Origin of the sequence: Paenibacillus mellifer, from assembly GCF_023195895.1 — a bacterium.
GTDB classification, from domain to species: Bacteria; Bacillota; Bacilli; order Paenibacillales; family Paenibacillaceae; genus Fontibacillus; species Fontibacillus mellifer.
Map to the genome: position 1 here is coordinate 99,177 of NZ_JALPRK010000010.1, position 25,497 is coordinate 124,673.

Annotated in this window: 20 protein-coding genes and 1 pseudogene; 16 read left to right on the forward strand and 5 right to left on the reverse strand. The window is 55.3% G+C overall.

Features of this window, described 5'->3' with window-relative positions; genetic code table 11:
• Positions 1-9 precede the first annotated feature (9 nt).
• Positions 10-648 carry a ThuA domain-containing protein gene (locus tag M0651_RS12665; RefSeq protein ID WP_248552103.1) on the forward strand — a complete coding sequence of 213 codons (639 nt, stop codon included), beginning with the start codon at positions 10-12 and terminating at the stop codon, positions 646-648.
• A gap of 359 nt (positions 649-1,007) precedes the next feature.
• Here the strand turns inward: M0651_RS12665 and M0651_RS12670 are convergent, their stop codons facing one another.
• Both M0651_RS12670 and M0651_RS24190 read right to left on the reverse strand, forming a co-directional pair.
• Complete coding sequence (locus tag M0651_RS12670) at positions 1,008-1,679, reverse strand: hypothetical protein (protein WP_248552183.1); 672 nt, start codon at positions 1,677-1,679, stop codon at positions 1,008-1,010.
• A 60-nt stretch (positions 1,680-1,739) separates the two neighbouring features.
• Positions 1,740-1,985, reverse strand: a pseudogene (locus tag M0651_RS24190) (transposase family protein); the annotation flags it as partial.
• A gap of 361 nt (positions 1,986-2,346) precedes the next feature.
• Between M0651_RS24190 and M0651_RS12680 the strand changes: the two are divergent.
• The 4 genes from M0651_RS12680 to M0651_RS12695 all read left to right on the forward strand — a co-directional run bounded on the left by M0651_RS12680 (position 2,347) and on the right by M0651_RS12695 (position 7,482).
• Complete coding sequence (locus tag M0651_RS12680; protein ID WP_248552104.1) at positions 2,347-4,428, forward strand: bifunctional aldolase/short-chain dehydrogenase; 2,082 nt, start codon at positions 2,347-2,349, stop codon at positions 4,426-4,428.
• Between the two features lie 84 nt (positions 4,429-4,512).
• Entirely contained in the window at positions 4,513-5,241 is a 729-nt protein-coding gene (locus M0651_RS12685; protein ID WP_248552176.1) for a (Fe-S)-binding protein, read from the forward strand.
• Positions 5,238-6,758, forward strand: coding sequence for a LutB/LldF family L-lactate oxidation iron-sulfur protein (locus tag M0651_RS12690; protein WP_248552105.1), 1,521 nt, complete (start codon positions 5,238-5,240; stop codon positions 6,756-6,758). The genes M0651_RS12685 and M0651_RS12690 overlap by 4 nt, the downstream gene beginning before the upstream one ends.
• Complete coding sequence (locus M0651_RS12695; RefSeq protein WP_248552177.1) at positions 6,751-7,482, forward strand: LutC/YkgG family protein; 732 nt, start codon at positions 6,751-6,753, stop codon at positions 7,480-7,482. Before M0651_RS12690 ends, M0651_RS12695 begins: the two co-directional genes overlap by 8 nt.
• A 16-nt stretch (positions 7,483-7,498) precedes the next feature.
• On the opposite strand, the gene M0651_RS12700 is transcribed toward M0651_RS12695, so the two are convergent.
• Positions 7,499-8,254: a DeoR/GlpR family DNA-binding transcription regulator gene (locus tag M0651_RS12700; RefSeq protein ID WP_248552178.1), complete on the reverse strand. Its 756-nt coding sequence runs from the start codon at positions 8,252-8,254 to the stop codon at positions 7,499-7,501.
• A 256-nt stretch (positions 8,255-8,510) separates the two neighbouring features.
• Here M0651_RS12700 and rhaB point away from each other — a divergent pair, with 256 nt between their 5' ends.
• From rhaB to M0651_RS12740, 8 genes are all read left to right on the forward strand, one after another.
• Positions 8,511-9,968, forward strand: coding sequence for a rhamnulokinase (rhaB, locus tag M0651_RS12705; protein ID WP_248552106.1), 1,458 nt, complete (start codon positions 8,511-8,513; stop codon positions 9,966-9,968).
• 63 nt (positions 9,969-10,031) lie between these two features.
• Positions 10,032-11,288 (forward strand): L-rhamnose isomerase, encoded by a 1,257-nt coding sequence (gene rhaA / locus M0651_RS12710; RefSeq protein ID WP_248552107.1) that lies wholly within the window; start codon positions 10,032-10,034, stop codon positions 11,286-11,288.
• Between the two features lie 65 nt (positions 11,289-11,353).
• On the forward strand, positions 11,354-12,208 hold the full coding sequence (gene rhaD, locus M0651_RS12715) for a rhamnulose-1-phosphate aldolase (protein WP_308195503.1): 855 nt from the start codon (positions 11,354-11,356) through the stop codon (positions 12,206-12,208).
• Between the two features lie 348 nt (positions 12,209-12,556).
• Entirely contained in the window at positions 12,557-14,044 is a 1,488-nt protein-coding gene (araA, locus tag M0651_RS12720; protein ID WP_248552108.1) for an L-arabinose isomerase, read from the forward strand.
• A gap of 108 nt (positions 14,045-14,152) precedes the next feature.
• Positions 14,153-15,250 (forward strand): GntR family transcriptional regulator, encoded by a 1,098-nt coding sequence (locus tag M0651_RS12725; protein ID WP_248552109.1) that lies wholly within the window; start codon positions 14,153-14,155, stop codon positions 15,248-15,250.
• Between the two features lie 140 nt (positions 15,251-15,390).
• Complete coding sequence (gene araD, locus M0651_RS12730) at positions 15,391-16,086, forward strand: L-ribulose-5-phosphate 4-epimerase (RefSeq protein WP_248552110.1); 696 nt, start codon at positions 15,391-15,393, stop codon at positions 16,084-16,086.
• A 21-nt stretch (positions 16,087-16,107) separates the two neighbouring features.
• Positions 16,108-17,778, forward strand: coding sequence for a ribulokinase (locus M0651_RS12735; RefSeq protein ID WP_248552180.1), 1,671 nt, complete (start codon positions 16,108-16,110; stop codon positions 17,776-17,778).
• A 160-nt stretch (positions 17,779-17,938) separates the two neighbouring features.
• Positions 17,939-19,072, forward strand: coding sequence for a sn-glycerol-1-phosphate dehydrogenase (locus M0651_RS12740; RefSeq protein ID WP_248552111.1), 1,134 nt, complete (start codon positions 17,939-17,941; stop codon positions 19,070-19,072).
• Between the two features lie 190 nt (positions 19,073-19,262).
• On the opposite strand, the gene M0651_RS12745 is transcribed toward M0651_RS12740, so the two are convergent.
• Entirely contained in the window at positions 19,263-20,117 is an 855-nt protein-coding gene (locus M0651_RS12745; RefSeq protein ID WP_248552112.1) for a LysR family transcriptional regulator, read from the reverse strand.
• Between the two features lie 227 nt (positions 20,118-20,344).
• Between M0651_RS12745 and M0651_RS12750 the strand changes: the two genes are divergently transcribed.
• Positions 20,345-21,082 carry an SDR family NAD(P)-dependent oxidoreductase gene (locus M0651_RS12750; RefSeq protein ID WP_248552113.1) on the forward strand — a complete coding sequence of 246 codons (738 nt, stop codon included), beginning with the start codon at positions 20,345-20,347 and terminating at the stop codon, positions 21,080-21,082.
• Positions 21,083-21,148: 66 nt separating this feature from the next.
• Here the strand turns inward: M0651_RS12750 and M0651_RS12755 are convergent, their stop codons facing one another.
• The gene (locus M0651_RS12755) at positions 21,149-22,066 is read right to left on the reverse strand and encodes an ArsR/SmtB family transcription factor (RefSeq protein ID WP_248552114.1); all 918 of its coding nucleotides are present in this window, start codon (positions 22,064-22,066) and stop codon (positions 21,149-21,151) included.
• 377 nt (positions 22,067-22,443) lie between these two features.
• On the opposite strand from M0651_RS12755, the gene arfA reads away from it, so the two are divergent.
• On the forward strand, positions 22,444-23,964 hold the full coding sequence (arfA, locus tag M0651_RS12760; protein WP_248552115.1) for an arabinosylfuranosidase ArfA: 1,521 nt from the start codon (positions 22,444-22,446) through the stop codon (positions 23,962-23,964).
• 178 nt (positions 23,965-24,142) lie between these two features.
• Positions 24,143-25,474, forward strand: coding sequence for an ABC transporter substrate-binding protein (locus M0651_RS12765; RefSeq protein WP_248552116.1), 1,332 nt, complete (start codon positions 24,143-24,145; stop codon positions 25,472-25,474).
• Positions 25,475-25,497: the final 23 nt, after the last annotated feature.

The following is a 25,497-nucleotide window of genomic DNA, read 5'->3' on the forward strand; positions in this document are numbered from 1 at the left end:
TTCTTGGAGATGAGTAACACGCGGAAAAACGCATGGGTGATCGGCAATAACGACGACGCGCCGTACCATCCGCTGAATGTGGTGCAAGAAGAGCTGAAGCAGATTCTGGAGGATGAATTCGAGCTTACCGTCAGCCTGGATTATGATCACCTAGCCGCGGGTAAGTTGGATTCGTACGATCTCTGCATCTCCTATACGGACCGCTGGGAAGAGGCGGTCAGCGCGGAGCAAGCGGCAGGGTTGCTCACCTATGTGGCAAGCGGCGGGGGGCTGCTCGTCGTGCATAACGGCATTTCGTTGCAGGTTCGTCCGGAGCTTGCCCAATTAATCGGCGCCAAGTTTACGGAACATCCGCCTTATACGGAGCTTGAATTTCAGGTAGTGGCTGGAACCGGGCATCCGGTTGTGGAAGGGATTGAACCGTTTGTTTTGGCGGAGGAACCTTACCGCTTTGAATTCGATCCGTTTTGCGCCAAAGAGGTACTGCTCACATACCGCCATGAAGGCCAAGATTGGCCGGCGGCCTGGGCGCATTCTTACGGGCTAGGCAAGGTCGTATTCTTAATGCCGGGGCATCATCTGCCTTCGTTCCAGCATCCCGAGGTAGCGAAGCTGCTGCGGGGTGGGGCGAAGTGGGCAGCTAGATGAGTAAGAGAGAACTGGTCTTGGGCCAGTTCTTTTTTTATGGACATGAACCTCTTTATCGTTCCCTTTTGATGATTATCCCGTTAGGTCAGGTTAAAGTTATGGAGCAACAGATAGGCTCGGAGAGGTAAATAAACTGAGGAACACCAGATAGATAGTAGGATGTAACTCTAGGATTTAGTTAGTAACGATGGTCTAAGAACATTTCTAGTTGGGCGTGTTAAAGGGACGGCCCCGTCTGGGTACAAAATACACTGATATTAAGGCTGCGTAGGTTTAGTTTTCCCTTGATCTTCTGTATGCTCACTTAAAACTACATAAACTCGTTGCACACACCACCACTGACTTGGACCGCGATTTAATTAGGCCGCAGTTGAAAGTTGCGGGTGCTTTTTCTGTGTGATCAGTTGGTGGTAAGAGATTGACGGAATCTCCATACACATGTGAAGTAACTCTAGTAACATCTGTTGCATCTCTCCCGATTGGAATTGACGCAGTCGGCGGCGTACGGTGAACTCGTTCAGATACGCTTGCAAATACTTAATCCCCAAGGCTACATACGTACTCTTCAGGGATTCCCACGCCGTTCTTACGACTCTCCGCAAGGGCAAATATAGACGAAAAGCCAGCGGGAAAGCCTGAAATACCGAGCTATGGGCATCTACATACCTATTTATGAACGTGGTAATCTCGTGACGGTTTGCTTGAACCCCGTCGCCTCTTTTCTGCGAAACTAAGTGGATCTTCACCTGTTCCGGTTCTCCCGATTCCGTCACCGTACAGCCGGCCACAACCGCAGTGGCGAAGGAGTGAGGCAGCCGTTGGTGCCGGAACTGGTCTACCCCATAGTGATCGCAGTTTACCTTCACCTCTCCGCTCAAAAGCTCCCTAGCATCACATTCGCCGAGGGTGTACCGAATTTTGTGCAGCATCAACCAAGCGGTCTTGTAGGTGACACGAATCACCTGACTCAGTCGCATCGCCGAAATGCCATCGGGGAGAAGGAATAACTCCAGAGCTTGAAACCATTTCAACAGGGGAAGATGTGTCCCTTCAAAAATCGTACCAACCAAAGGGGATGTCTGATGTGCGCATCTTCTACATTCAAATAAAGGGATCCGGCGGGAGGTCAAACGGGTACAGCGGGTGAATGCGCAGAGGGGACAGACGAAGCCATTCGGCCACTTCATAGCGACTACAGCCTCTATACAGTCCTCTTCACTATGGTATCGACTGTTGAATGTTGGCATTCCATGCACCATGTTTGCTCCCATACTCAATAACCTCCCTGGAAAAGAAAATAAGTACATACGTTCGCTTTTCTTCATTATACCAAACATGTGTTCTCAAAACAAGAAGAAAATTCCACATTGATCCATTCATTCTTGATCTCCGCTCTTAATGATTTGTACATCGTTTTCTCACTAGGCATATCACTTTGAAATGGGCTAAATCCTGAATAAAAGGGATAATCAAAACCCCTCAGAATCCTGAATGAAAGGGATAATCACAACCTCTCAGAACTATGTGTCCCTGAACGAAGGGGATAATCGTGGAAAGAGGGGCGAAGGGACATCCAACATGAGGGAATTTCTATTTTTTATGAAAGCGCTATACCCAAAACAAACCAAATCGTTTAAAATTAAAACAAACAAAAATAAAGGAAAAACCAACAAATCAAAAACGGAGGTAATCAGGATCATGTTGCAGAATTTATGGGACTCATCGAAATCATCGGCTTTATCCACGGGTTTGGAGCAACTCGTCTACCGTTCTAATCTGCTTGGAACAGACCGGCGGGTGTGTAACTGGGGTGGCGGCAATACGTCGAGCAAAACAATGGAGAAAGACTTCCGTGGCCGTGATGTTGAAGTGATGTGGGTAAAGGGCAGCGGTTCGGACCTTGCCACGATGAAAGCGGGGAACTTCACTGGGTTACGTATGGAGGACATTCGCCCCCTTTTTGAGCGGGAAGAGATGTCGGATGAAGAGATGGTAGCTTATCTGGCGAACTGTATGATCGACGCCAAGCATCCGCGTGCATCGATTGAAACGCTGCTGCATGCGTTCCTCCCATTCAAGCATGTGGACCATACGCATCCGGACGCAATCATCAGCTTGTGTTGTGCCGATAACGGCCAAGACATAGCACGGGAAATCTACGGCAACCGGTTTGTATGGGTTCCGTATATCCGCCCAGGGTTCACGTTGTCCAAAATGATCGCCGAAGGCGTACTAGGCAACCCGAATGCGGAACTGGTGCTGATGGAGAAGCACGGGTTGGTGACCTGGGGCGAGACGCAGGAGGAATGTTACGCCAAAACCATTGCCATTATCAATGAGGCAGAAGCGTATATTGAAGCGAAAAGCAGAGCGCAAGCGGCAGAAGGACGTGTGTTTGGCGGGGCATTGGAGGAGTCGCTCGAATCCGAGCAGCGTCGGGCGATCGCCGCAGAAGTTATGCCTCTGGTTCGGGGGTTGGCGAGCGGAGAGAAGCCGGTCATCGTCACATTCGACGATGAGGCAGACGTGCTCGAATTCACCGGCAGCCGGAATGCAGGCGAGTTGTCGCAGGTTGGAGCGGCTTGCCCCGATCACTTGGTGCACACCAAGGTGGTTCCGCTCTTCATCGACTGGAAGCCGGATGCCGCAGACATCGCCGGGCTGAAAGAGAAGCTGGCGGCAGGTATTGCCGATTACAAAGCGCGTTACCAAGCTTATTTTGTGCGTAATAAACAGGCGAATGATGTCATGTTCGACGCGGCGCCACGCGTTATCCTGATACCAGGTGTGGGCATGCTGAACACGGGCAAAAGCTGGGTCAACTCCAAGCTGAGCGGAGCGTTGTATCATCGGGCGATCGCGGTGATGAAAGGCGCAACGGCGCTCGGTCGGTTCGTGTCGCTCAGCGAGAATGAGTCCTACAACGTTGAGTATTGGCCGCTTGAGCTATACAAATTGTCATTGGCTCCGGCAGAAGCGGAATTCTCCCGCAAGGTTGCGTTCGTTACCGGAGGCGCTGGCGGGATTGGCAGTGAAACGGCTCGGCGACTGGCTGGAGAGGGAGCTCATGTCGTGCTCGCTGACCTCAATCTGGAAGGTGCGCAGAGGGTTGCTGCCGAGATTAATGCCCAATATGGTGAGTACCGTGCGCTGGCGGTGAAGATGGACGTAACGAGTGAGGAGCAGGTCGCGGCGGCTTACGCCGAAACGGCGTTGACCTACGGAGGCGTCGATATCATTGTAAATAACGCCGGATTAGCAACGTCAAGCCCATTCACGGAAACTACGCTGAAGGAATGGAACTTGAATATGTCGGTGCTGGGGACGGGATATTTTCTCGTCGCGCGGGAGGCGTTCAAGCTGATGAAGGAGCAAAACCTTGGCGGCAGCATGGTGTTTATCGGCTCAAAAAACTCGGTGTACGCCGGCAAAAACGTTACCGCTTACAGCTCGGCTAAAGCGCTCGAAGCTCATTTGGCCCGCTGCATCGCGGCCGAAGGCGGGGAGCTGGGCATTCGGGTGAATACGATTTTGCCCGATGCCATTTTGCAGGGCTCGGCCATTTGGAATTCCAACTGGCGGAATGAGCGGGCCGCCGCTTACGGGATTGAGCCGGACCAACTGGAGGAGTATTACCGTAAGCGCACGACGCTGCTGGTGAATATTTATCCGCGTGATATCGCGGAGGGCGTCGCTTTCTTCGCATCATCCAAGGCAGCAAAAACGACCGGCTGCATGTTGACGATCGACGGTGGTGTCCCGGCGGCGTTTGTAAGGTAAGCCAGATGGCATTCGAACAAACCTATGGGAGGTGCGAGGATGGAGCTGCTGAATAAAGCGGACATGGGAACGACCGGAACCGGCATGAAGGTTTCGATGTTTGTCACTTGTATCGGCGACGCGGTGTATCCGCGGATCGCGGAAGCGATGGCTCGTTTGCTGGCGCGGGTCGGCGTGAAGCTGGAATTTCCGCAGGGGCAAACCTGCTGCGGTCAGCCGGCGTTTAACAGCGGGTATTGGGCTGAAGCTCGCCGGTCGGCAACCACGCTGCTTGAGGCTTTTGCTGACAGTGATTTCGTTATTGGACCTTCCGGCTCATGCATCGGCATGATTCATCACTACCCGAAGCTGTTTGAACAGGACCCGGTTCGGCTGGCGATGGCTGAGGATTTGAAGGCGAAGTCGTATGAATTTACCCAATTCCTCGTTCAGGTGTTGGGCGTAAGCGATCTTGGAGCGGTTTTTCCGCATAAGGTCACGTATCATCCGTCCTGTCATGGCAGTCGGTTGCTCGGGATCAGGGAGGAGCCGATGACACTGCTTCATAACGTGAAGGGCATGGAGCTCGTCCCGCTCCCTTTTGCGGAGGATTGTTGCGGTTTCGGCGGGACGTTTGCGGTGAAGATGGCCGATATATCCGGGGCGATGGTGACGGAAAAAGCCGACCATGTTCTGGACACTTCCGCCGAAGTGCTGACCGGGCTGGACATGGCCTGCCTGATGAATATTGCCGGCCAATTACGTCACCGGCGCCAGCCTGTTCGTGTCATGCATCTGGCGGAGCTGCTGTATGAGGGGGTGAGCGGGGCATGAGCAGCGTAAAGGAGCGGGCGGATCTGGCGCTGAACAATGATTTCTTGCGTAAGGCGGTGCGCTTTACGACCGAACGTCTGCGCGACGGGAAGCGGAAAGCCGCCGATGACCATGGGAACTGGGAGGAATGGCGGGAACGGGGGCGACAAATTCGCTTGCATACGATCGCTCATCTCGATTACTACTTGGATCGGTTTGCCGAGCAGGCCCGGGCGAATGGAGCGCATGTTCATTTTGCTTCGACTGGCGCAGAGGCGGTGCAGATTGCTTTGGAGGTTGCGGCTCGCAAGGAGGCACACACCGTCGTGAAGTCGAAGTCAATGGTCAGCGAGGAGCTGCACATTAACCGGGCGTTGGAGGAAGCGGGCGTTGAGGCGGTCGAAACGGATTTGGGCGAGTACATTATTCAGCTTGCGGGGGAGGCTCCCTCACATATCATCATTCCCGCGATTCACAAAAACCGCTACCAAATCGCCCAGCTGCTGTCCCGTGAGGCGGGGGAAGAGCTTCCCCCCGAAACGAGCGTCCTGGCGGGCTTCGTACGCCGGAAGCTGCGGGCCAAATTTCTGGAGGCGGACATCGGCATGACGGGCTGCAACTTCGCTATTGCCGAGACAGGGTCGATTGTGTTGTTCGAAAATGAAGGAAACGCCCGCATGGTGTCGACCGTACCGAAAACGCAAATTACGTTTATGGGCATGGAACGCATCATTCCCTCCTGGAGCGATCTTGAGGTGATGGCGACGTTGCTGCCGCGCTCGGCGACTGGTCAGAAGCTGACGGTTTACATGTCCGGCATCACCGGCCCGCGCCGCACAGCCGATGGGGACGGGCCGGAAGAGATGCATATCATCATCCTTGATAACGGCCGGTCCGAGCAGCTTGGCGATCCGGAGTTTCAGGAGCTGCTGAACTGCATTCGCTGCGGCGCTTGCCTCAACGCTTGTCCGGTATACCGTCATATCGGCGGCCACGCTTACGGCGGAACGTACAGCGGCCCGATCGGAGCGGTCTTAACGCCGGCGCTGAACAAGAATGTAGCGGAATGGGACGATATCGCTTCGGCTTCCAGCTTATGCGGCGCCTGTTATGAAGCGTGTCCGGTCAAAATCCCGCTGCACGACATGCTGGTCTATTTGCGCCGGCGCAAGGTCGAGCAGGGCTATGGGAACAAGCTGGAGACGGCTGGGATGAAGGGCTTCGCCGCTGTGACGTCGAACTCCAAACGCTTCCATCGTGCGTTGAAGGCGGGAAGGGTATTGCAGCGAGTTGTCGTGCGCAACGGCGAAATCTCGGCGCGAATCGGCCCGCTCAAAGGCTGGAACCGCTACCGTGTCGCACCAAGCCTGGCGAACCAGCCGTTCCGCGAGCGCTGGGACACGCTCCAGCATGAGTTGCGCGCTTCCGTAGCGCAAACCGTGACCGGCGCGGCCGCGCAAGAGCGGATGAAGGCGGCGCTGCATAAGCGTGCGGCTAGGCCAATCGACCGGAAAGAAGGTCACTCCTATGATGAATAACGAATATAATGATTGGCTGAAAACGAAAGAAGCGGAAGCGCGGAAGAAGCAGGAGCAGTTCATGGACCGGATCGCCGGGAAACTCAAGCGATCACGACTTCGGGAGGCGCCGGAGCATCCGTTTCGAGGAGCGCCAATGTATTGGCGGGAGCTGGAATGGAGCCTGGAGGAGCGCTTGGCTCGATTTGAAGATAACTTTACGGCAGCGGGTGGGCATGTCGCCCGGCCGGCCGATCTTGAAGCGGCCAAGACGTATATAATGGCCAAGGCGCAAGCGCTTGGCGCCCGATACATTTTGCGTCAAGACGATCCAACGCTGGCCGAGCTCGGGTTGGATGAGGCACTTGCCGCGACTGGCGCTAAGGTGTCCGTGTGGAACGGTCATCGCTCCGAGGCATGGATTGCCCGAGCGGCGGAAGCGGACTTCGGCATTGTAACGGCAGATCATGCCGTCGCCTACACCGGCTCGCTGGTCGTTCAGTCTGCTGCGGAAAAGGGGCGCTCAGTTAGCCTGCTGCCAACGACGCTCTTCGCGATCGTTCCCGTGGAGCGGCTGATAACCCGCTTGGGCGAGGTGTTACAGACGTTCGACGCGGCGGGTCGCGAAGCTTTGCCCGCCGGCATTCACTTTATCTCCGGCCCCAGCCGCTCGGCGGACATCGAAAACGATCTGACGATCGGTGTGCATGGGCCGGGCATCGTATTTGCTCTGCTGGTTGGTTAAGCAAAGCGAGGTAACGTTAATACAGCACTTCGATATTCTTGCCCTGCAGCAGTTGAAGCCAGGCGTCGGAGGGGCGCTCGTCTGTGATTAAATAGTCGATTTGCTCCCAATCGGCCAATTTGACGAAAGCGTTCTTGTCAAACTTGGTGTGGTCGGCCAGCAAAATGACTTTGTCGGCATGGCGAAGCATATGCTTTTTCAGCTCGCATTCCGGCTCGTTCGAATCGGAGATGCCTTTGTCCGGCGACATGCCTTTGCAACTAATGATCGCGGTGTCGACATTGTATTTCTGCACCGTTTCCTGGGCGGCGGGGCCGACCAGTGACAGGGAGCGCGCACGCAGCGAACCTCCTGTGGAGATGATGTTGAGGTTCGAGCCGGCGAATTCATGCAAGACACTGACGGAATTGGTGATGACGGTGAGGTTGTTTTTGGAATGCAGCGTCTTCAGAAATTCAAAGCAGGTCGAGCTCGGATCGATCATCAGCGTGTCTCCGTCATTCACCAGGTCGATGGCTTTAAGCGCGATGTCCCGCTTGATCTCTACATTCAGGGTGTTCCGGGTCGTATACGGCAAATCTTCGTTTGTGTGCCGGTTGAGCATGGCACCGCCGTAGGAGCGGGTCGCGATGCCTTCTTTCTCGAGCTTCTCTAAGTCGCGGCGGATCGTCTCCTCCGTCACTTCGAACATCCGGCTGAGCTCGGATACCAGGACACGCTTGTCCTGATGAAGCAAGTCAATGATTTTTTGTTTTCGTTCTGCCGCCAGCATGGCGTTCACCTCGGGATCCGATCGTAATGTCAAGACACGGGGTCTTGCTTCCCTCCCATCATAGCGAGAAAAAGGGGACCTTGGCAACCGTATTCCAGGAATGAAGCGGGTTAGGAAGACGGAATTCCTTCACGAAATAGACATAAACAAATATAAAACAACATAATTTATCTTTGTTTATGTTGACCGAAAAAGAAAACGGACATAGGATAGAAGTAAGAACAGGCCGTATTTTCAGAGCGAGGAGCGCTGAACGATGAGAGATTACGTTGCCGTTGATATCGGCGCCTCCAGCGGTAGGCTGGTAAGGGGAGAAATGCAGGACGGACGGTTGTCGCTGCAGGAAATCCACCGATTTGACAATGGCTTTCACGAGCATGATGGGCATTGTTATTGGGATATCGATCATTTATATCGGGAAATTCTCCGTGGGCTGCAGCAGGCCAGACAGCTTGGCATCGAGCGCTGCACGCTAGGGATCGATACGTGGGCAGTCGATTATGTCCTGCTGGACGGGAAAGGGGAGCGGATCGGCGAGGTTTATGCCTATCGCGATTCCCGCACGCTTGGGGCTGTCCCTCCAGTTCACGCGGTCCATCCGTTCTCACGGATTTACGAGAAAACCGGCATTCAGCATCTGACTTTTAATACACTCTATCAATTGTACGCGCACGATCGGATGGAATTGGCGGAGGCCCAGGATATCCTGCTCGTGCCGGATTATCTATATTATTTGCTGTCGGGACGGAAGATGAACGAGCTGACGAATGCTTCGACAACCGCTTTGCTGAACCTGAAAACCCGTGATTATGACCCGGATTTGCTGGAGTTGTTGGGGTTGCCCCGATCGAAGTTTCCGTCCCTGACGGAGCCCGGAACGCGGCTTGGGGCGATCAAGCCGGAGCTGGCGCAGGCTTACGACTTGCCCGAATGCGAGCTGATCGTCGCAGCAACGCATGACACGGCCTCGGCCGTACTGGGCGTGCCGGCCAGCGGCGCCTCGTGGGCGTACCTCAGCAGCGGGACGTGGTCGCTGATTGGCGTTGAGTTACAGACGCCGCTGGCGACGAAGGAAGCGATGGAGCGCAACTATACGAACGAATGGGGTGCTTACGGGACGTTCCGTTTTTTGAAAAACATCATGGGCATGTGGCTGATCCAGGAGGTCCGTAAGGATTACGGCAAACAACACAGCTACGCCGAATTGGTGAAATTGGCGGAGGCAGTGCCGCCGTTTCGCTCCTTGATCGATAGTAACGACGACCGATTCCTGAACCCGGCGAATATGACCGAAGAGATTCGGCGGTTCTGTGCGGCAACGGACCAGCTGGTTCCGGATACGCCGGGCGAAGTGGCGCGGTGCATTTTTGACAGCTTGGCCTTATCCTATGACGTTTACTTAAAAGAGCTTGAGCGGCTGACCGGCCAAAAGCCGGAGACGCTGCATATCGTCGGCGGCGGTGCCAACAACGCGTTGCTGTGCCAGTGGACGGCGGACGTATCAGGCATTCCGGTCGCGGCCGGCCCGACGGAGTCCACGGCGCTAGGTAATCTACTGGTGCAAATGATCAGCAGCGGCGCGATTCGTGATATCGGCGAGGGGCGGGAGCTGATTCGGCGGTCTTTTCCGATCCAGACGTATGTTCCTCGGGGGTTAAATACCGGCCGGATTACAGAGGCGCGGAGACGGTTTGCGGATTTGCTGGCACGGTGACGGTTGGTTGGTGCATTAACCGATGAGATAGGTTATTAAAGGTAGCCATGAGGAGGAGCAAGCATGGACAACGCAATTCAAACCAGCTATAACGAAGCGAAAAAGCTATATGAGCGCCATGGAATCGACGTCGACGCTGCATTGGCCCGACTGAGTCAGATCAGAATTTCGCTGCATTGCTGGCAGGGGGACGACGTTAAGGGATTCCTGCGTAAGGATCAGGAGCTGGGCGGCGGCTTGGCGGTGACCGGAAGTTATCCCGGCCGGGCGCGGAGGCCGGACGAACTGCGGCAGGATCTGGACGAGGCGCTTCGCCTGATTCCAGGTCAACATAAGGTTAATCTTCACGCGATTTACGCCGATACGGACGAACAGGTTGAGCTTGACGCTCTGGAGCCGCGGCATTTTGCCGGTTGGGTAGATTGGGCGAAGGAGCGGGGACTGGGGCTGGATTTTAACCCGACTTGCTTCTCACACGAGAAAGCCAAAGACGGTTTTACGCTTAGCCATCCGGATCCGGAGATCCGCAGGTTCTGGATCGACCACTGCAAGGCGTCGCGCAGGATCGCCGAATCGTTTGGACGGGAGCTTGGCCAGCCATCTGTGACCAACGTCTGGATTCCGGACGGCTTCAAGGATTCGCCGGTGGATCGGCTGACGCCGCGGGCCCGTTTGATGGAGGCGCTTGATGAAGTCTTCGCCGAGCCGATCGATGAGAAATACAACATCGATGCGGTGGAGAGCAAGCTGTTTGGGATCGGTTCGGAAAGTTATGTTGTCGGCTCGCATGAATTTTACATGGGTTATGCGTTGTCGCGCGGCATAGCAGTTTGCTTCGACGCCGGACATTTCCATCCGACGGAGACAATCTCCAACAAGCTGTCCTCCTGGCTGTTGTTTGGGCGCGAGATGCTCTTGCACGTTAGCCGCCCGGTACGCTGGGACAGCGACCACGTCGTCACGATGGACGACGAGCTGTTGGAAATTGCCCGTGAGCTGGTGCGCGGCGAGCTGCTGGACCGTACGCATATCGGTCTGGATTTCTTCGACGGCAGCATCAATCATATCGCGGCTTGGGTCATCGGGACGCGCAATACGCAAAAAGCGCTGCTGCGGGCGATGCTGGAGCCGATTGGCGAATTGAAGCAGCTGGAACTGGACGGCGACTACACGTCCCGTCTGGCGCTGGTTGAAGAATTCAAATCGTATCCGTACGGCGCGATTTGGGATTACTTCTGCGCATCGCAAGGCGTGCCGGTACGCGAAGCATGGCTGACGGACGTGAAAGAATACGAAACGAACGTGTTGTCGGCTCGATAAAGCAACCAAGGTAATCCACATGATTTTCAAAATATAAGCTTGACCTAAAAGGAGAGGAACCTACTGTGAGTACGACATTAACGGAAGTGGAGCAAGGTCGGCGGGCCCCGGGATTGGAAGTCCCTTTTATCCGGGAGATGGCGGAAATCACGTACCATATGTGGCGGATGGGCTGGGATGAGCGCAATGGAGGGAATATCAGCTATCTGCTGGATGAAGCAGAGGTAGCGAAATATCTTGGAGCAGCTTCTGTAACGGAGCGCCGTAAGCTGCAACTTGCGTTTCCGGTAAAGGAGCTGGCGGGACGTTATTTTATCGTGACGGGCTCGGGCAAGTATTTCAAAAATGTGATCTCCGACCCGGAAGCGAATCTGGGCGTGTTGCGGGTGACTGAAGGCGGCGATCAAGTTGAAGTGTTGTGGGGCCTGCGGGATGGGGCGGTGCCCACCAGCGAGCTGCCGGCGCACTTCATGAGCCACATCGAGCGTTTGAATGTGGACCCGGCTCACCGGATCATTATACACTGCCACGCGACCCATACGCTGGCGATGACGTTCGTCCATGAGTTGGACGAGAAAAAGCTGACGAAAACGCTGTGGGAAATGTGCACGGAATGTCTAGTGGTGTTCCCTGACGGCATCGGGATTGTGCCGTGGATGGTGCCGGGCAGCCCGGACATCGGGCGGGCGACCGCGGCGAAGATGCGCGAGCATCGCGTCGTCGTTTGGCCGCAGCACGGGATTTTTGGCACCGGTACGACGATGGATGAGGCATTTGGTTTGATCGAAACGGTGGAGAAGGCAGCGCAAATCTACATGCTGCTTGGCGACCGTCCGGTGCTGCAAAAGATCACGGACGCCCAATTGCGCGATCTGGCCGTAGCGTTTGGTGTGACGCCACAGTCGGGGATTTTGAACTAAGGATTATCGCGGAGGAGCAGAGGCTAGGCGCACGGGCTAAAAGCTGTGAGTGGAGAGCAAGAGGGATAGCGATGGAGAGCTAGTATAGAGCATAGACGATCTCGATGGTAGAAAAGAGACGATAGTTGCTAGAATACAGATCAAGACTCCGGTGCCCGGGGTCTTTTTTTGCCTGTTGACGGCGACCACGAGAGGACGTTATGAAATCCTATTGTCATTTTGAGCGGCGGGCAGTACAATGAGGGTAATTCAACTTGTACGTACAATTAGAGTGAATTTGTCGAAAATACCGCTATGGTATGTACAAGTTAGCGAGCAGTTATTCATGATGAGGAGGCGCTTAGGTATATGAATTTGAAACCGCATTCTTTTTGGTTTGTGACCGGAAGTCAGCACTTATACGGCCCTGAAACGTTGGAAGAGGTGGCCGCGCATTCTCGTATTATCGCAGAGCAACTGGATCATGATCCAGCGATTGGATTCCCGGTTGTGTTCAAACCGATCGTAACGACACCGGACGAAATCTATAAGCTGATTCTGGCCGCGAATGGCGATGAGACTTGCGCGGGGATCATCACCTGGATGCACACGTTCTCGCCGGCCAAAATGTGGATTGCCGGCTTGTCCCAGCTGCAAAAACCGCTGCTGCATTTCCATACGCAGTTTAACCGCGATATTCCGTGGGAAACGATCGATATGGACTTCATGAACTTGAACCAGTCCGCCCACGGCGATCGCGAGTATGGACATATCGGCGCCCGGCTGGGTATCGCCCGCAAAATCGTCGTCGGCCATTGGGAAGACGGCGAAGTGCGCGGCTCGATCGCCGGCTGGATGCGGACGGCGGCTGCTTACGCCGAGAGCCGTCAGCTCAAGGTGGCCCGCTTCGGCGACAACATGCGCGAGGTGGCGGTAACGGAAGGCGACAAGGTCGAAGCGCAAATCAAGTTCGGCTGGTCGGTGAACGGGTATGGCGTCGGCGATCTGGTGCAGGTGCTAAACGAAGTCAGTGATGCGGAAGTAGAGGCGCTGCTGAAGCAATACGCCGAGCAATACGCGATAACGCAAGCAGGCTTAAGCAACGGACCGGTTCGCGACTCCATCGCCTATCAGGCGAAGCTTGAAATCGCCATGAAGCGGTTTTTGGAGCAAGGCGGCTTTGGCGCGTTTACGACGACGTTCGAGGATCTGCACGGGCTCAAGCAGCTTCCGGGTCTCGCCGTGCAGCGGCTGATGGAAGCCGGATACGGCTTCGGCGGCGAGGGAGACTGGAAGACCGCAGCCCTGACGCGTGTGCTGAAGGTGCTGGCGAACAACCAAAGCACCTCGTTTATGGAGGATTACACGTATCACTTTGAGCCGGGCAACCATATGATTCTCGGCGCGCACATGCTGGAGGTGTGCCCGACGATTGCCGCGACGAAGCCGACGATTGAGGTACATCCGCTGGGTATCGGCGGGAAAGCCGATCCGGCGCGGATCGTGTTCGACGGCCAGGCCGGTCCGGCGGTCAACGCTTCGCTCGTTGATCTGGGCCATCGTTTCCGGCTGCTAGTGAACGTGGTGGACGGCGTGAAGGTAGAGAAGCCGATGCCGAAGCTGCCGGTCGCCCGCGTGTTGTGGAAGCCGCAGCCTTCGCTGCGCGAATCGGCGGAAGCATGGATTTTAGCCGGAGGGGCGCATCATACGGTGTTGTCTTACGCCATTTCGGCGGAGAACCTGTCCGACTGGGCGGAAATGACCGGCATCGAAGCGGTCATCATCGACAAGGATACCTCGGTACCGCGCTTTAAGAATGAGCTGCGCTGGAGTGATGCGGCTTACCGGCTGCGTTAATCGTAGCTGCAAATCGGCCGATGATTTCGGTCCGATGCGTTCGCCCGGCCTATGTTACAATAACGGGTAGTCAATAGAACGGTGGCATTGGTGAAGGGTGGACGAAACATGAATGACCGGAAGATTCCGAAATATATGCAGTTAAAAAACGAATTGTTGTCATGGCTCGAGCAAGGGAAGCTCCAGCCCGGAAAGCAGGTTCCGTCGGAGAACGAGATCGCGGAGCAGTTCGGCTTAAGCCGGCAAACGGTTCGGCAGACGTTCGGCGAGCTGGAGAAGGACGGCTGGCTGGAGCGCATCCAGGGCAAAGGGACGTTCGTCCGGCATCCCGGACGGCGGGACGGCGAAGCGGTCAAAACGATCGGGATCATAACGACGTATATTTCGGATTATATTTTTCCCCATATCGTTCGGGGGGCGGAAGCGGAGCTGCGCCAGCAGGGTTATCGCTTGCTGCTGTCGAGCACGGACAACACGAAGGAGAAGGAAATGGACAGTCTGCAGCTCATGACGAGCCAGCCGCTCAGCGGGCTGATCATCGAGCCGACGAAAAGTGCGGAGGGCAACCCGAATTTGGGGTATTTTTTGGAGCTGCAGGAGAAAGGCATTCCGTATTTGATGATCAACGAGAAATACCATGAGTTGGAATGTCCTTGCCTGAAGGTGAACGATGAGGCGGGGGGCCGGAAGGCGGCGCGTTACCTGCTGGAGAAGGGGCACCGGCTAATCGCCGGGTTCTTCAAAAGGGATGACCTGCAGGGCGTGAACCGGCTGAAGGGGTTCCTGTCCGCCCATCGGGACTTTGGGAGCACGGTGTCGCCGCAGCATGTGGTGACGTTTACGACGGAGCAAAAAGGTGATTACGTTTATGAAAAAGCGCTGGGATTGCTTCGGGGAACGCCGGACCAGCGGCCAACAGCACTGGTATGCTACAACGACGAGCTGGCGGTGTTGCTGATGGATGCCGCGGCCGCGTGCGGCTTGCGGATTCCTGAGGATGTGTCCGTCATCGGCTTCGATGATTCCAGCCTGGCGGCGGCTTCAGGCACGAAGCTGACGACGCTGACCCATCCCAAAACGGCGATGGGAGAACTCGCGGCCCGCCAGCTGATCGGGATGATCGAGCGGGGGGAAACGCCGAGCGATACGGTGTTCGAGCCGGAGCTGATTGAACGGGATTCGGTGCTGGAGCTGTCGGATCATTAGTAAACTGGAATGAGACAACTTAGCGGTGTCATCGTCCTGCTGAAGTTCGGCGGGGCGGTGCCGCTTTGGGTTGAAGCCGGTGCTTGGTAACTTGTACGTACCTTTTTTTAACGGGATGAGGAAAGGGGTTGGATCAAGAGATGTTAGAAGCCTTAAAGCAGCAAGTGTGGGAAGCTAATTTGGAGCTGCCGAAATATGGTCTGGTCACGTTTACGTGGGGAAACGTCAGCGGGATTGATCGGGAAAGCGGATTGTTCGTCATCAAACCAAGCGGCGTGCCGTATGAGGAATTAAAGCCGGAGCATATGGTCGTGGTCGATCTGGAAGGCAATGTAGTGGAGGGGAACCTGCGACCCTCCTCCGATACGCCAACGCATCAGGTACTCTACCGTGAATTCCCCGAAATCGGCGGGGTCGTGCACACGCATTCCCCTTGGGGAACCAGTTGGGCCCAGGCGGGGCGGGCGCTGCCGGCGTACGGAACGACGCATGCCGATTACTTCTACGGAGAGATCCCGGTAACGCGACCGATGACGCGAGAAGAGATTGAAGGCGCTTACGAGCTGGAGACAGGCAATGTCATCCTGGAGCGGTTTGCCGAGCTAGGCCTTGATCCGAACCAGGTGCCTGGGGTGCTCGTTCATTCGCACGCTCCATTTGTATGGGGCAAGGATGCTCATAACGCCGTCCATAACGCGGTGGTGTTGGAAGAGGTGGCGAAGATCGCCGCCCGTATGCTGCAGATCAACCCGGATACGCAGGCGATGGATCAGACACTGTTGGATCGGCATTTTTTGCGGAAGCACGGAGCGAACGCCTATTACGGGCAGAAATAACGGGGAGGGATAACTATGAGCATGGGAAAAAAATACACGATCGGCGTCGACTACGGCACCCAGTCCGGACGCGCGGTGCTGGTCGATTTGTCGGACGGCCTGGAGGTCGCTGACCATGTCACGCCGTATCCGCATCATGTCATCGACGAGCGGCTGCCCGGTTCCGGGATCAAGCTCGAGCATGATTGGGCGTTGCAGCATCCCGGCGACTATATTGAGGTGCTGCGGCGTTCCGTGCCTGCCGTGCTGAAGGAATCGGGAATTGATCCGGCGGATGTGATCGGGATCGGGATCGATTTTACCGCCTGTACGATGCTCCCGGTGGACGCCCAAGGTCAGCCGCTTAGCTTCGATCCGGAGCTGACCGATAACCCACATAGCTGGGTGAAGTTATGGAAGCACCATGCGGCGCAGCCGGAAGCCGACAAGATCAACGCGATTGCCGCTGAGCGGGGAGAGGCGTTTTTGCCGCGGTATGGGGGGAAGATTTCCTCCGAATGGATGATGGCCAAGGTATGGCAAATTCTCGATGAAGCGCCGGAGATTTACGAGAAGACGGATCTGTTTCTGGAAGCGACCGATTGGGTCATTGCGCAAATGACCGGCAACATCGTCCGCAACAGTTGTACGGCGGGTTATAAAGCAATTTGGCATAAGCAGGACGGATACCCGAGCAAGGCATATTTTAAGGCGTTGGATCCTCGGCTGGAGGATTTGACGGATACGAAGCTGCGCGGTGACGTAATTCCGCTGGGGACGAACGCAGGCGGACTTCTGCCGGAGATGGCCGAGATGATGGGACTGACGCCGGGCATCGCGGTAGCGGTGGGCAATGTGGACGCGCATGCGGCCGTGCCGGCTGTCGGCGTTGTTACGCCGGGCAAGCTGGTCATGGCGATGGGAACCTCGATTTGCCACATGCTGCTGGGGACGGAAGAGAAACAGGTGGAAGGCATGTGCGGCGTGGTTGAGGATGGAATCATTCCGGGTTTGTATGGTTATGAAGCCGGGCAGTCGGCCGTGGGCGATATTTTTGAGTGGTACGTCGAAGAAGCGTTGCCGGCGTACGTGAAGGAGGCCGCGGAGAAGGAAGGCCTGAACGTGCACCAGTGGCTGGAGCGGGAAGCCGCCGCGTACCAACCGGGACAAACCGGCTTGCTCGCGTTGGATTGGTGGAACGGTAACCGGTCTGTGCTGGTGGATACGGATTTGACCGGTCTCATTTTGGGAATGACGTTGCTCACCAAGCCGCAAGAGATTTACCGAGCTCTGTTGGAATCAACGGCTTTTGGCACGAGAAAAATTGTGGATGCTTTTGACCAAAACGGCGTGCGGGTTGACGCGTTGTATGCCTGCGGGGGATTGCCGCAGAAAAACCGCCTGTTAATGCAGATCTATGCGGATGTGACGAACCGCGAGATTTTTGTGGCGGATTCCAAGCAGACGCCGGCCCTTGGCGCGGCGATGTTTGCGGCCGTTGCAGCGGGTGCTGAGGCTGGCGGGTACGATTCGATCCTGGACGCGGCAGAGAAGATGGCCCGTGTCAAGGAGGAAACGTTCAAGCCGATCCCGGCGCATGTGGAAGTGTACGAGAAGCTGTATCAGGAGTACAGCCAGCTGCATGACTATTTTGGCCGCGGGGAGAACGATGTGATGAAGCGGCTGAAGCGGATTAAACAGGCGGCGGAGTAGGAGTGGTGGATGGGCGAACCGATGGGCTGGCGGGTAGTTTACTGATGGCTCGAAGGCTTCGCCCGTCGCCCTATTGCGAAAGACTGCGGGAAGTTACAGGAACTAGTAGGTGTTTTCAAATAGCTGCAGGAGTCGATGGATGGCCCAAGGAGGGGATACCATGCTGCAAGATAGGGTATTGGAGCAGTTGAAGGTGATTGAACTAGAACGGGGTGCGATCCAGAAGATCGCTCCTTATTTGCGGGAACAGGGTTATGAGCATGTCTTGCTGGTGGCAGACGATCACACGTATGCGGCGGCGGGGGAGCAACTGAGCGGTTTGCTGGTGGCCGAGGGCATCGAAACGCGCGTCTGCCTGATTCAGCCTGACGCACAGGGCGATGTCGTCGCTGACGAGATCGCGCTTGTCCAACTGCTGCTGGAGATCCGCCCGGAGGAGACGGACGCGCTAATCGCGGTGGGCTCCGGGACGATTCACGACATCGTCCGCTTTGCCGCCCACAAGACCGGCAAGCCGTTCGTGTCGGTGCCGACGGCACCGTCCGTGGACGGCTTCACCTCCGCGGGTGCGCCGCTCATTATTCGCGGGGTCAAGAAGACGGTGCCGGCCGTGCCGCCGGTAGCGATCTTCGCCGACCTCGACGTTCTGATGGCGGCCCCGCAGCGGCTGGTCGCCGCGGGCTTTGGCGATATGCTCGGCAAGTACACCAGCCTGTTCGACTGGAGATTCTCCCGTCTGACGGCGGGGGAACCTTATGACGAACAGGCGGCGGCGATCACCGAGCGCGCGCTCTTGAGCTGCGTGACGCACGCCGATGCGATTGGCGCGCGCACGGAAGAAGGGATCCGCGCCTTGATGACGGCGCTGATCGAATCGGGCATCGCCATGCTGCTGTTCGGGCAGTCGCACCCGGCCTCGGGCGCCGAGCACCATCTCTCCCATTACTGGGAGATGGAATACCTGCGCCTGGGCCGGCGGGCGCTGCTGCACGGCGCCAAAGTCGGCGTTGCCTGCGCCGAGATCGCCCGCGCGTACCACGCCGCGGGCGAAGGGGCCTTCCCGGGCGCCGATCCGGCGGCGCTCCGGGAGCACGGGGAGCAGGTCCGCGCCTGGCTGCGGGTCCTGCCCGGCGAAGCCGAGCTCCGCGGCCTGCTGCGCAAGGCCGGCGGGCCGGCAACCCTCGCCGAGCTGGGCGTCGGCGAGGAGCTGTTCGCGCGCAGCCTGCGCGAAGCCCACTGCGTGCGCGACCGCCGCACGTTGCTGCGGGCGCTGAACGAGGCGGAGCAGGCCTAGCGCGCGAACCGTGACGCGGCCGGGCTGCCGCGGCCGCGGCAAATGAGCCGGCTGGACCTCCCTATTACGGAGGTCCAGCCGGCTTTTGCGCGAAATAGCGGTAATCCATCACCTTATTCCGGTGAAAACGGGCGTTCCGTCGGAAATAAGGCCATTTTTTACCGCTATTCATCTCCTCGGCCGGACGAAGTTATGAAACGCCCAATAAATCAATTAAAGCGCGGAGCGCGCTGGTTGGTTGGGCGTTTTTGCGGTAGATGAGTTCGGTCTGCATGTGACGCATCGCTTCAGGAACCTCATGGATCGCCACGGCGCCGTCCTGCGCCTGCTTCTCGGCGACGATTCGCGGCACCAGCGAGATGCCGAGGCCGGCCGATACGCCGCCAAGGATGGCTTCCAGCGTGCCAAACTCCATTTGTCCTACGTAAGTTCGGCCGCGAGACTGCTGCATCTCCTCCAGCATTTCACGGTAGGTGCAGCCGCGGCTGTAGACCAGACTTGGCTTCGTCAGGGCTTCGTCCAGATTGTCAATGCTCGGCGGAGAGATGACGACCACCTCCTCGTTGAATACGGGAATGGAGGCCAACTCGTCATGGAGGTACCGGAAATTGCCGAAGGCAACGTCCAGATCATATTGCAGCACCTTCTCTGCCAGTCGATTGGAGAGATCGGTCGTCAGCGTCAATTCCACCTTCGGATACATTTCGTAGTACTCACTCAGCAGCTTGGGCAAGCGCACGGCCGCGGTTGTTTGCGTCGAGCCGATTAGCAGCGGGCCGGCAGGCTCGCCGGAGTAGGAGAGCGCCGCCGTTGCTTCGTCCAGCAGGCCGATGATTTTGTCGGCGTAATCTAGCAGCATTTTGCCGCTGGAGGTCAAGGTCATCCCGCGGTTATGTCGGTAAAACAACCCCGTCCCCAGCTCCGATTCGAGCTGTTTAATGCGGGCGGTCACATTGGACTGGACATAACCCAGTCGGTCGGCGGCTTTCGTGATGGAGCCGTCCCGGGCGATGGCTTGAAAAATACGCAAATCTGCGCTTTCCATAGCAGAGGTCCTCCTTTGCTGTAGGTATCATCTGTAGTGATATCAAGTATCTTTACCAATCATTATACATAATCACAAACCTCCCTTACAATACAGACATGAATGACCTCGTGGGAGGAAGAGCTGCATGAGTAATTACAAATATACAGGTTTGCTGCTGTTAAGAACCTTCTTGATGGGGACGGCTTATCCCTCCATGGGGGTCTGATAAAGGAGGAGATGTAAACATGAGTTACCTGAACAAGGTTGTTCTGGTTACCGGAGGAGGCACGGGGATCGGCCGGGCTACGGCCATACTGCTGGCTGAACGCGGGGCCATCGTCGCGGTCAACTATTCCCGTTCGGCGAGGGAGGCCGAGGAGACCGTACAGGCTATTCAGCAATTCGGCGGTCGGGCCGTAGCCATGCAGGCTGATGTCGCCCGAAATACCGAGGTCGTCGCCATGGTCGAGCAAATCGTAAAGCGATTTGGGACGATCGATTTCCTCGTCAATAACGCGAGCATCACCCGATATATCGCCATGGACGATCTGGAGGCGGTCACGGAAGAGGCGTGGGACGATCTGTTCGCAGTCAACGTGAAAGGAATGTTCAACTGCGCGCGAGCGGCCGCGCCATATTTAAAGGCTGGCAAGGGAGCTATCGTCAACGTCGGCAGCATCGCCGGGATTACGGGGAAAGGTTCTTCGCTTCCGTATGCCGTATCGAAGGCTGCCGTCCATGGTTTGACGAAATCGCTGGCCCATGCCTTGGCGCCGGACATTCGCGTCACTGGCGTAGCCCCCGGGGCGGTAGACACGCGTTGGTGGGCTGGTAAAGAGGAGCAGATGCACGCGCTCATTCGTCATCTGCCCTTGGACCGAATCTCCACACCGGAGGAAATTGCCGCACTCATCGCCGCTGTCCTGGAGCAGCCCTCCCTGACCGGGCAAATCCTTACGATCGACAACGGGCAAACGATGTAGAACATGTATCTCATAAAAAAGCAGCTCTTCAAGCCTCCATCCGGCCTGAAAAAGCTGCTTCTTTTGTTATTCCTCTCTCACATCATACAGTACTCGGGCCAGCAGATCCTGGCTGTAGTTGCCGAAGTTCCTACCGAAGATGGTCAACCCTCGTTTGTTAAGCGGCTTGTCGGTGACGGCGATACGGAACGTCAACTCGCTCTTGTAATCAAGGTTGATCTGTTCCAGAGTAACGTCAGAGATCCGGCATCCGTCGATAAAGCTGCCCTCATTGTTGATCCGGATCAGTTTGAGCATCCCGTATTGGTTCAGATGCGGCGGCCACCAATCCGGGTTAAACGTGCCGCGTGCGTCGCCAAAATCTCCCGGACTCGTCCAGTAGCCGATTTCGACGCCGTTCAAATAGAAATAGATGTCGGACGGGTAATTATCGCAATATCCGGGGGCCTCCGAGCCTAGCTCCATCGAAAATTGAATTTCCCGGAACGTCTGATTTGGCTTGAGGTAGTTCGGAATGCGGTATTCCAGGAAGCCCTCGGACAACCAGATGATCTCCGAATCGATCCGCTGCGGATCGGCGAAGTAACGGGGGTCGTCGAAGTCGCCGATGATGCTGTCCTTCGTCGCGAGCCCGCAAGTGGGTGCAACCTGGTAATTACTGTAGTGACCCACCTGGATCTCCACTTCATATAAATTGTCGACATCCTTGCTCCGCAGGTCAACCATCAACTTGTCTTTGTTCAAATAACAAATCTTCTGAATGCCGTGTTTGCCGACCGAGGTATTGATTTCGATCAGGCCGCTTTCCTCCAGCTTCTTGATGTGCATCGTAATAGCCCCGTTGCTTAAGCCCAGCTTGGTGGCCAGGTCGTTCAGGTTTAAGGCTTGGTTCTTGGCCAGCAATTCGAGGATTTGAATCCTGATCTCCGAGCTTAACGCTTTAAAAATGTCGATCCCGCTCATCAAATCCTTAATATAGATCATCGGATAATCGAACCTTCTTCCAATAGAATAATGGATTGTTTTATTTTAGATTATTATAAACTAACTCGGTCGCTTAATAAAGCATCAAATCAAAAAATGTAAATACGGTTCAAAAAATAGTTTAATTTTGTAATAAATGCGCGATTTATTTCAATACAAACTAAACCAAATTTCATAACTTTATTGAAATTTCAGGTCATTTTTCAGCGTTTTCACGGAAACAAGGATCTTTTATTTCATTAATTTTATAAAAACATAAAACAGTTTATATAAATATATTTACAACCTTATTCTCGTATGTTATTTTATACCTGTAAACGGATTCATTCAAGGAAATTCGAAATAGTTTAGCAATTATTAAACGGAAGGTGGTCAACATGTCATCAGCTGCACTGCGAGCTACGATGGTCGTAGACAAAGCTTTTAAGATTGCCGAAGTGGATCGACGGATTTATGGCTCCTTCATTGAACATCTGGGTCGAGCCGTTTACGGGGGGATCTATGAACCCTCGCATCCGGCAGCCGACAAGCTGGGATTCCGAAACGATGTGAAGGAGCTGGTCAAACAGCTGAATGTACCGATCATCCGGTATCCCGGCGGGAATTTCGTATCCGGATACAACTGGGAGGACGGGGTAGGCCCGGTCGAAGCGAGACCCAAACGTCTGGAGCTCGCCTGGAGAACCGTCGAGCCCAACGAGGTTGGGACAAATGAATTTGCCGGCTGGGCTAAGGAAGTTGGTTCGGAAGTGATGATGGCGGTGAACCTCGGCACTCGAGGTGTCGACGCCGCCCGTAATTTGCTGGAATACTGCAACCATCCGGGCGGCAGCTATTGGAGTGATTTGCGCCGCAGTCACGGTTACGACGAGCCGCACAAGATCAAAACCTGGTGTCTGGGCAACGAGATGGACGGTCCTTGGCAGATCGGTCAGAAGACGCCGCAGGAATACGGCCGGCTTGCCTACGAGACGGCAAAAGCGATGCGTTTAGTCGATCCCGATATCGAGCTTGTGTCCTGCGGGAGCTCCAGCTCCTCGATGCCGTCCTTTCCCGAATGGGAATCGGTGACGCTGGATCATACCTATGAGGTTGCCGACTACATATCACTGCACCAATACTACGGTAACCGGGATAACGACTCCGCGAATTTCCTCGCCCGTTCGATGGATATGGACCATTTCATCCGAACGGTGATCGCAACCTGCGATTATGTCAAAGCGAAGAAACGCAGTAAGAAAACGATGTACCTCAGCTTCGACGAGTGGAACGTATGGTATCATTCCAACGACGTTGATGCCCAAATTGAGCCATGGGGAGTAGCTCCTCCGCAGCTTGAGGATGTCTATAACTTCGAGGACGCCTTGCTGGTCGGAAGCATGTTGATCACATTCCTGCGCCATGCCGATCGGGTGAAGATGGCCTGCATGGCACAATTGGTTAATGTCATCGCTCCGATCATGACTGAGAACGGCGGGCGGTCTTGGAAGCAAACGATTTTCTACCCCTATATGCATACCTCAGTCTTCGGACGGGGGGTCTCGCTGCAACCGGTTGTCCACTCTCCGGTATATGATGCCAAGGATTATACTGATGTCCCTTATTTGGACAGCGCTGTCGTGTATAACGAAGCGGATGAGACACTGACGATCTTTGCCGTGAACCGTCATCTGGAGGAAGCCCTTGAACTGGACTGCGATATCCGCGGGTTTGAAGGTTACCGTTTGATCGAGCATCTCGTTCTGGAACACGAGGATTTAAAAGCTGTGAATACGGCGGATCGGGAGGAAGTTAAACCCCATTCCGGAGGAAATGCAGCCTGCGATGGCGGTTATGTTAAAGCTCGATTAGCCAAAGCTTCTTGGAACGTGATCCGCTTAGGTAAGCCGTCAAACTGACGAATCGCTCTCCTAAAGAGAAGCCGATTTATCTCCCAATTGAACGATGACAACATGAGCTATACACAACAGGCGAGCGCTTCTTAGGGTCATCGAGTGACCAACGGGTTGACTAGAAGTGAGAGAAACAGACTGTAGATGGAGTGTGTAGATTTTATTTTGTCAGGGAGGGTCAAGGATGAAGAAAAAAGGATTTATCGTGCTCTTGATTTTAACGATGGCCACATGGTTATGGGGCTGCGGCAAAGCGTCAACGACAGCCGGAGGCGAGACCTCCGTGTTAGACGGCGGAGCTGGGGAAAGTGCGACAGAGCTTTCGTATTGGACCTTCGTAGAACTGCATGGACAGCATTTTGAGAAGATGTTAGAGAAATGGAACGCTGCGAATCCAGATCGGCAAATTAAGCTGAACGTCACCGTGATGCCTTACGACGATATGCACAACAAATTATCGATTGCCGTACAGACGGGCGTTGGCGCGCCGGATATTGCCGATATCGAGCTGGGCAAATTCCCGGACTTCTTAGCAGGGACGCCGCAGCTGGTCGAATTGAACGACGTGATCGATCCGTACCGGGACACGATCGTCAAATCGAGAATTGATCTTTACAGCAAGGACGGCAAAAATTACGGCATACCGACTCACGTCGGCGCATCGGTCGCTTTCTACAACACGGAAATCTTGGAAGCGGCTGGGGTAGACTACAAGACCATCGTAACATGGGATGATTTCAAAAAAGCGGGAATTCAGGTTTATGAAAAAACCGGGAAATACATGGGGACCGCCGATACGAGCGCAACCTGGCAAGCTTCCCAACTGCTGGCGCAGCAAGGGACGGACTTTACGGACGACGCCGGGAATCCGGTTGTCAATTCCGAAGCGATGGTGAAGGCACTCACCCTGCTGAAGGATCTGCAGGACAACAATGTTATCGCCACGATTGCCGGCGGGCAGCCAGATACCGAGGAAGCGTACGGGGAGTTTAACGCGGGGAACTATGCGACCGCTTTCATGCCGCTGTGGCAAATGTCGAGATACACGAACTACATGAAGGACCTGTCCGGTAAGATCGCTATCGCGCCGATCCCGGTTATCGAGAAAGGCATGCCGCGTTCGGTCGGCGGCGGCGGTACCGGGACGGTCGTGACCAAAACGGCGAAAGACATTGAGCTCGCCAAGGATTTCCTGGCTTTTGCCAAATTGTCGGAGGATGCCAACATTGAGATCTGGAACACGCTAGGCTTTGATCCGGTTAACATGGGCGTTTGGGAAATGAAGGATGTCACCCATAACCCGGATAACCAGTTTGTTCAATATTTCGCGAATAACCCCTTTGACGTGTTGGCCGACATCAAGGAAGAAATTCAATTGATCAAATCGACTTCGGCGTCACCGACGATCAATAATGTACTTTGTACGGTCACGCTGAACGAAATTTTTGAAGACGGCAAAAATATTAAGCAAGCCTTGGACGATGCGCAAGCGCAAATCGAGCAGGAATTGAAGTAATCACAAATCTGCAGAAATAAACA

Bases quoted from the DNA above. Each gene is read 5' to 3' on its own strand.
- M0651_RS12725 (WP_248552109.1), top strand. From the start codon at position 14,153: ATGAATGACCGGAAGATTCCGAAATATATGCAGTTAAAAAACGAATTG.
- M0651_RS12745 (WP_248552112.1), bottom strand. From the start codon at position 20,117: ATGGAAAGCGCAGATTTGCGTATTTTTCAAGCCATCGCCCGGGACGGC.
- M0651_RS12740 (WP_248552111.1), top strand. From the start codon at position 17,939: ATGCTGCAAGATAGGGTATTGGAGCAGTTGAAGGTGATTGAACTAGAA.
- M0651_RS12750 (WP_248552113.1), top strand. From the start codon at position 20,345: ATGAGTTACCTGAACAAGGTTGTTCTGGTTACCGGAGGAGGCACGGGG.
- M0651_RS12690 (WP_248552105.1), top strand. From the start codon at position 5,238: ATGAGCAGCGTAAAGGAGCGGGCGGATCTGGCGCTGAACAATGATTTC.
- M0651_RS12665 (WP_248552103.1), top strand. From the start codon at position 10: ATGAGTAACACGCGGAAAAACGCATGGGTGATCGGCAATAACGACGAC.
- M0651_RS12680 (WP_248552104.1), top strand. From the start codon at position 2,347: ATGTTGCAGAATTTATGGGACTCATCGAAATCATCGGCTTTATCCACG.
- arfA (WP_248552115.1), top strand. From the start codon at position 22,444: ATGTCATCAGCTGCACTGCGAGCTACGATGGTCGTAGACAAAGCTTTT.
- M0651_RS12695 (WP_248552177.1), top strand. From the start codon at position 6,751: ATGAATAACGAATATAATGATTGGCTGAAAACGAAAGAAGCGGAAGCG.
- araA (WP_248552108.1), top strand. From the start codon at position 12,557: ATGAATTTGAAACCGCATTCTTTTTGGTTTGTGACCGGAAGTCAGCAC.
- M0651_RS12700 (WP_248552178.1), bottom strand. From the start codon at position 8,254: ATGCTGGCGGCAGAACGAAAACAAAAAATCATTGACTTGCTTCATCAG.
- M0651_RS12765 (WP_248552116.1), top strand. From the start codon at position 24,143: ATGAAGAAAAAAGGATTTATCGTGCTCTTGATTTTAACGATGGCCACA.
- M0651_RS12685 (WP_248552176.1), top strand. From the start codon at position 4,513: ATGAAGGTTTCGATGTTTGTCACTTGTATCGGCGACGCGGTGTATCCG.
- M0651_RS12755 (WP_248552114.1), bottom strand. From the start codon at position 22,066: ATGATCTATATTAAGGATTTGATGAGCGGGATCGACATTTTTAAAGCG.
- M0651_RS12735 (WP_248552180.1), top strand. From the start codon at position 16,108: ATGGGAAAAAAATACACGATCGGCGTCGACTACGGCACCCAGTCCGGA.
- araD (WP_248552110.1), top strand. From the start codon at position 15,391: ATGTTAGAAGCCTTAAAGCAGCAAGTGTGGGAAGCTAATTTGGAGCTG.
- rhaB (WP_248552106.1), top strand. From the start codon at position 8,511: ATGAGAGATTACGTTGCCGTTGATATCGGCGCCTCCAGCGGTAGGCTG.
- rhaA (WP_248552107.1), top strand. From the start codon at position 10,032: ATGGACAACGCAATTCAAACCAGCTATAACGAAGCGAAAAAGCTATAT.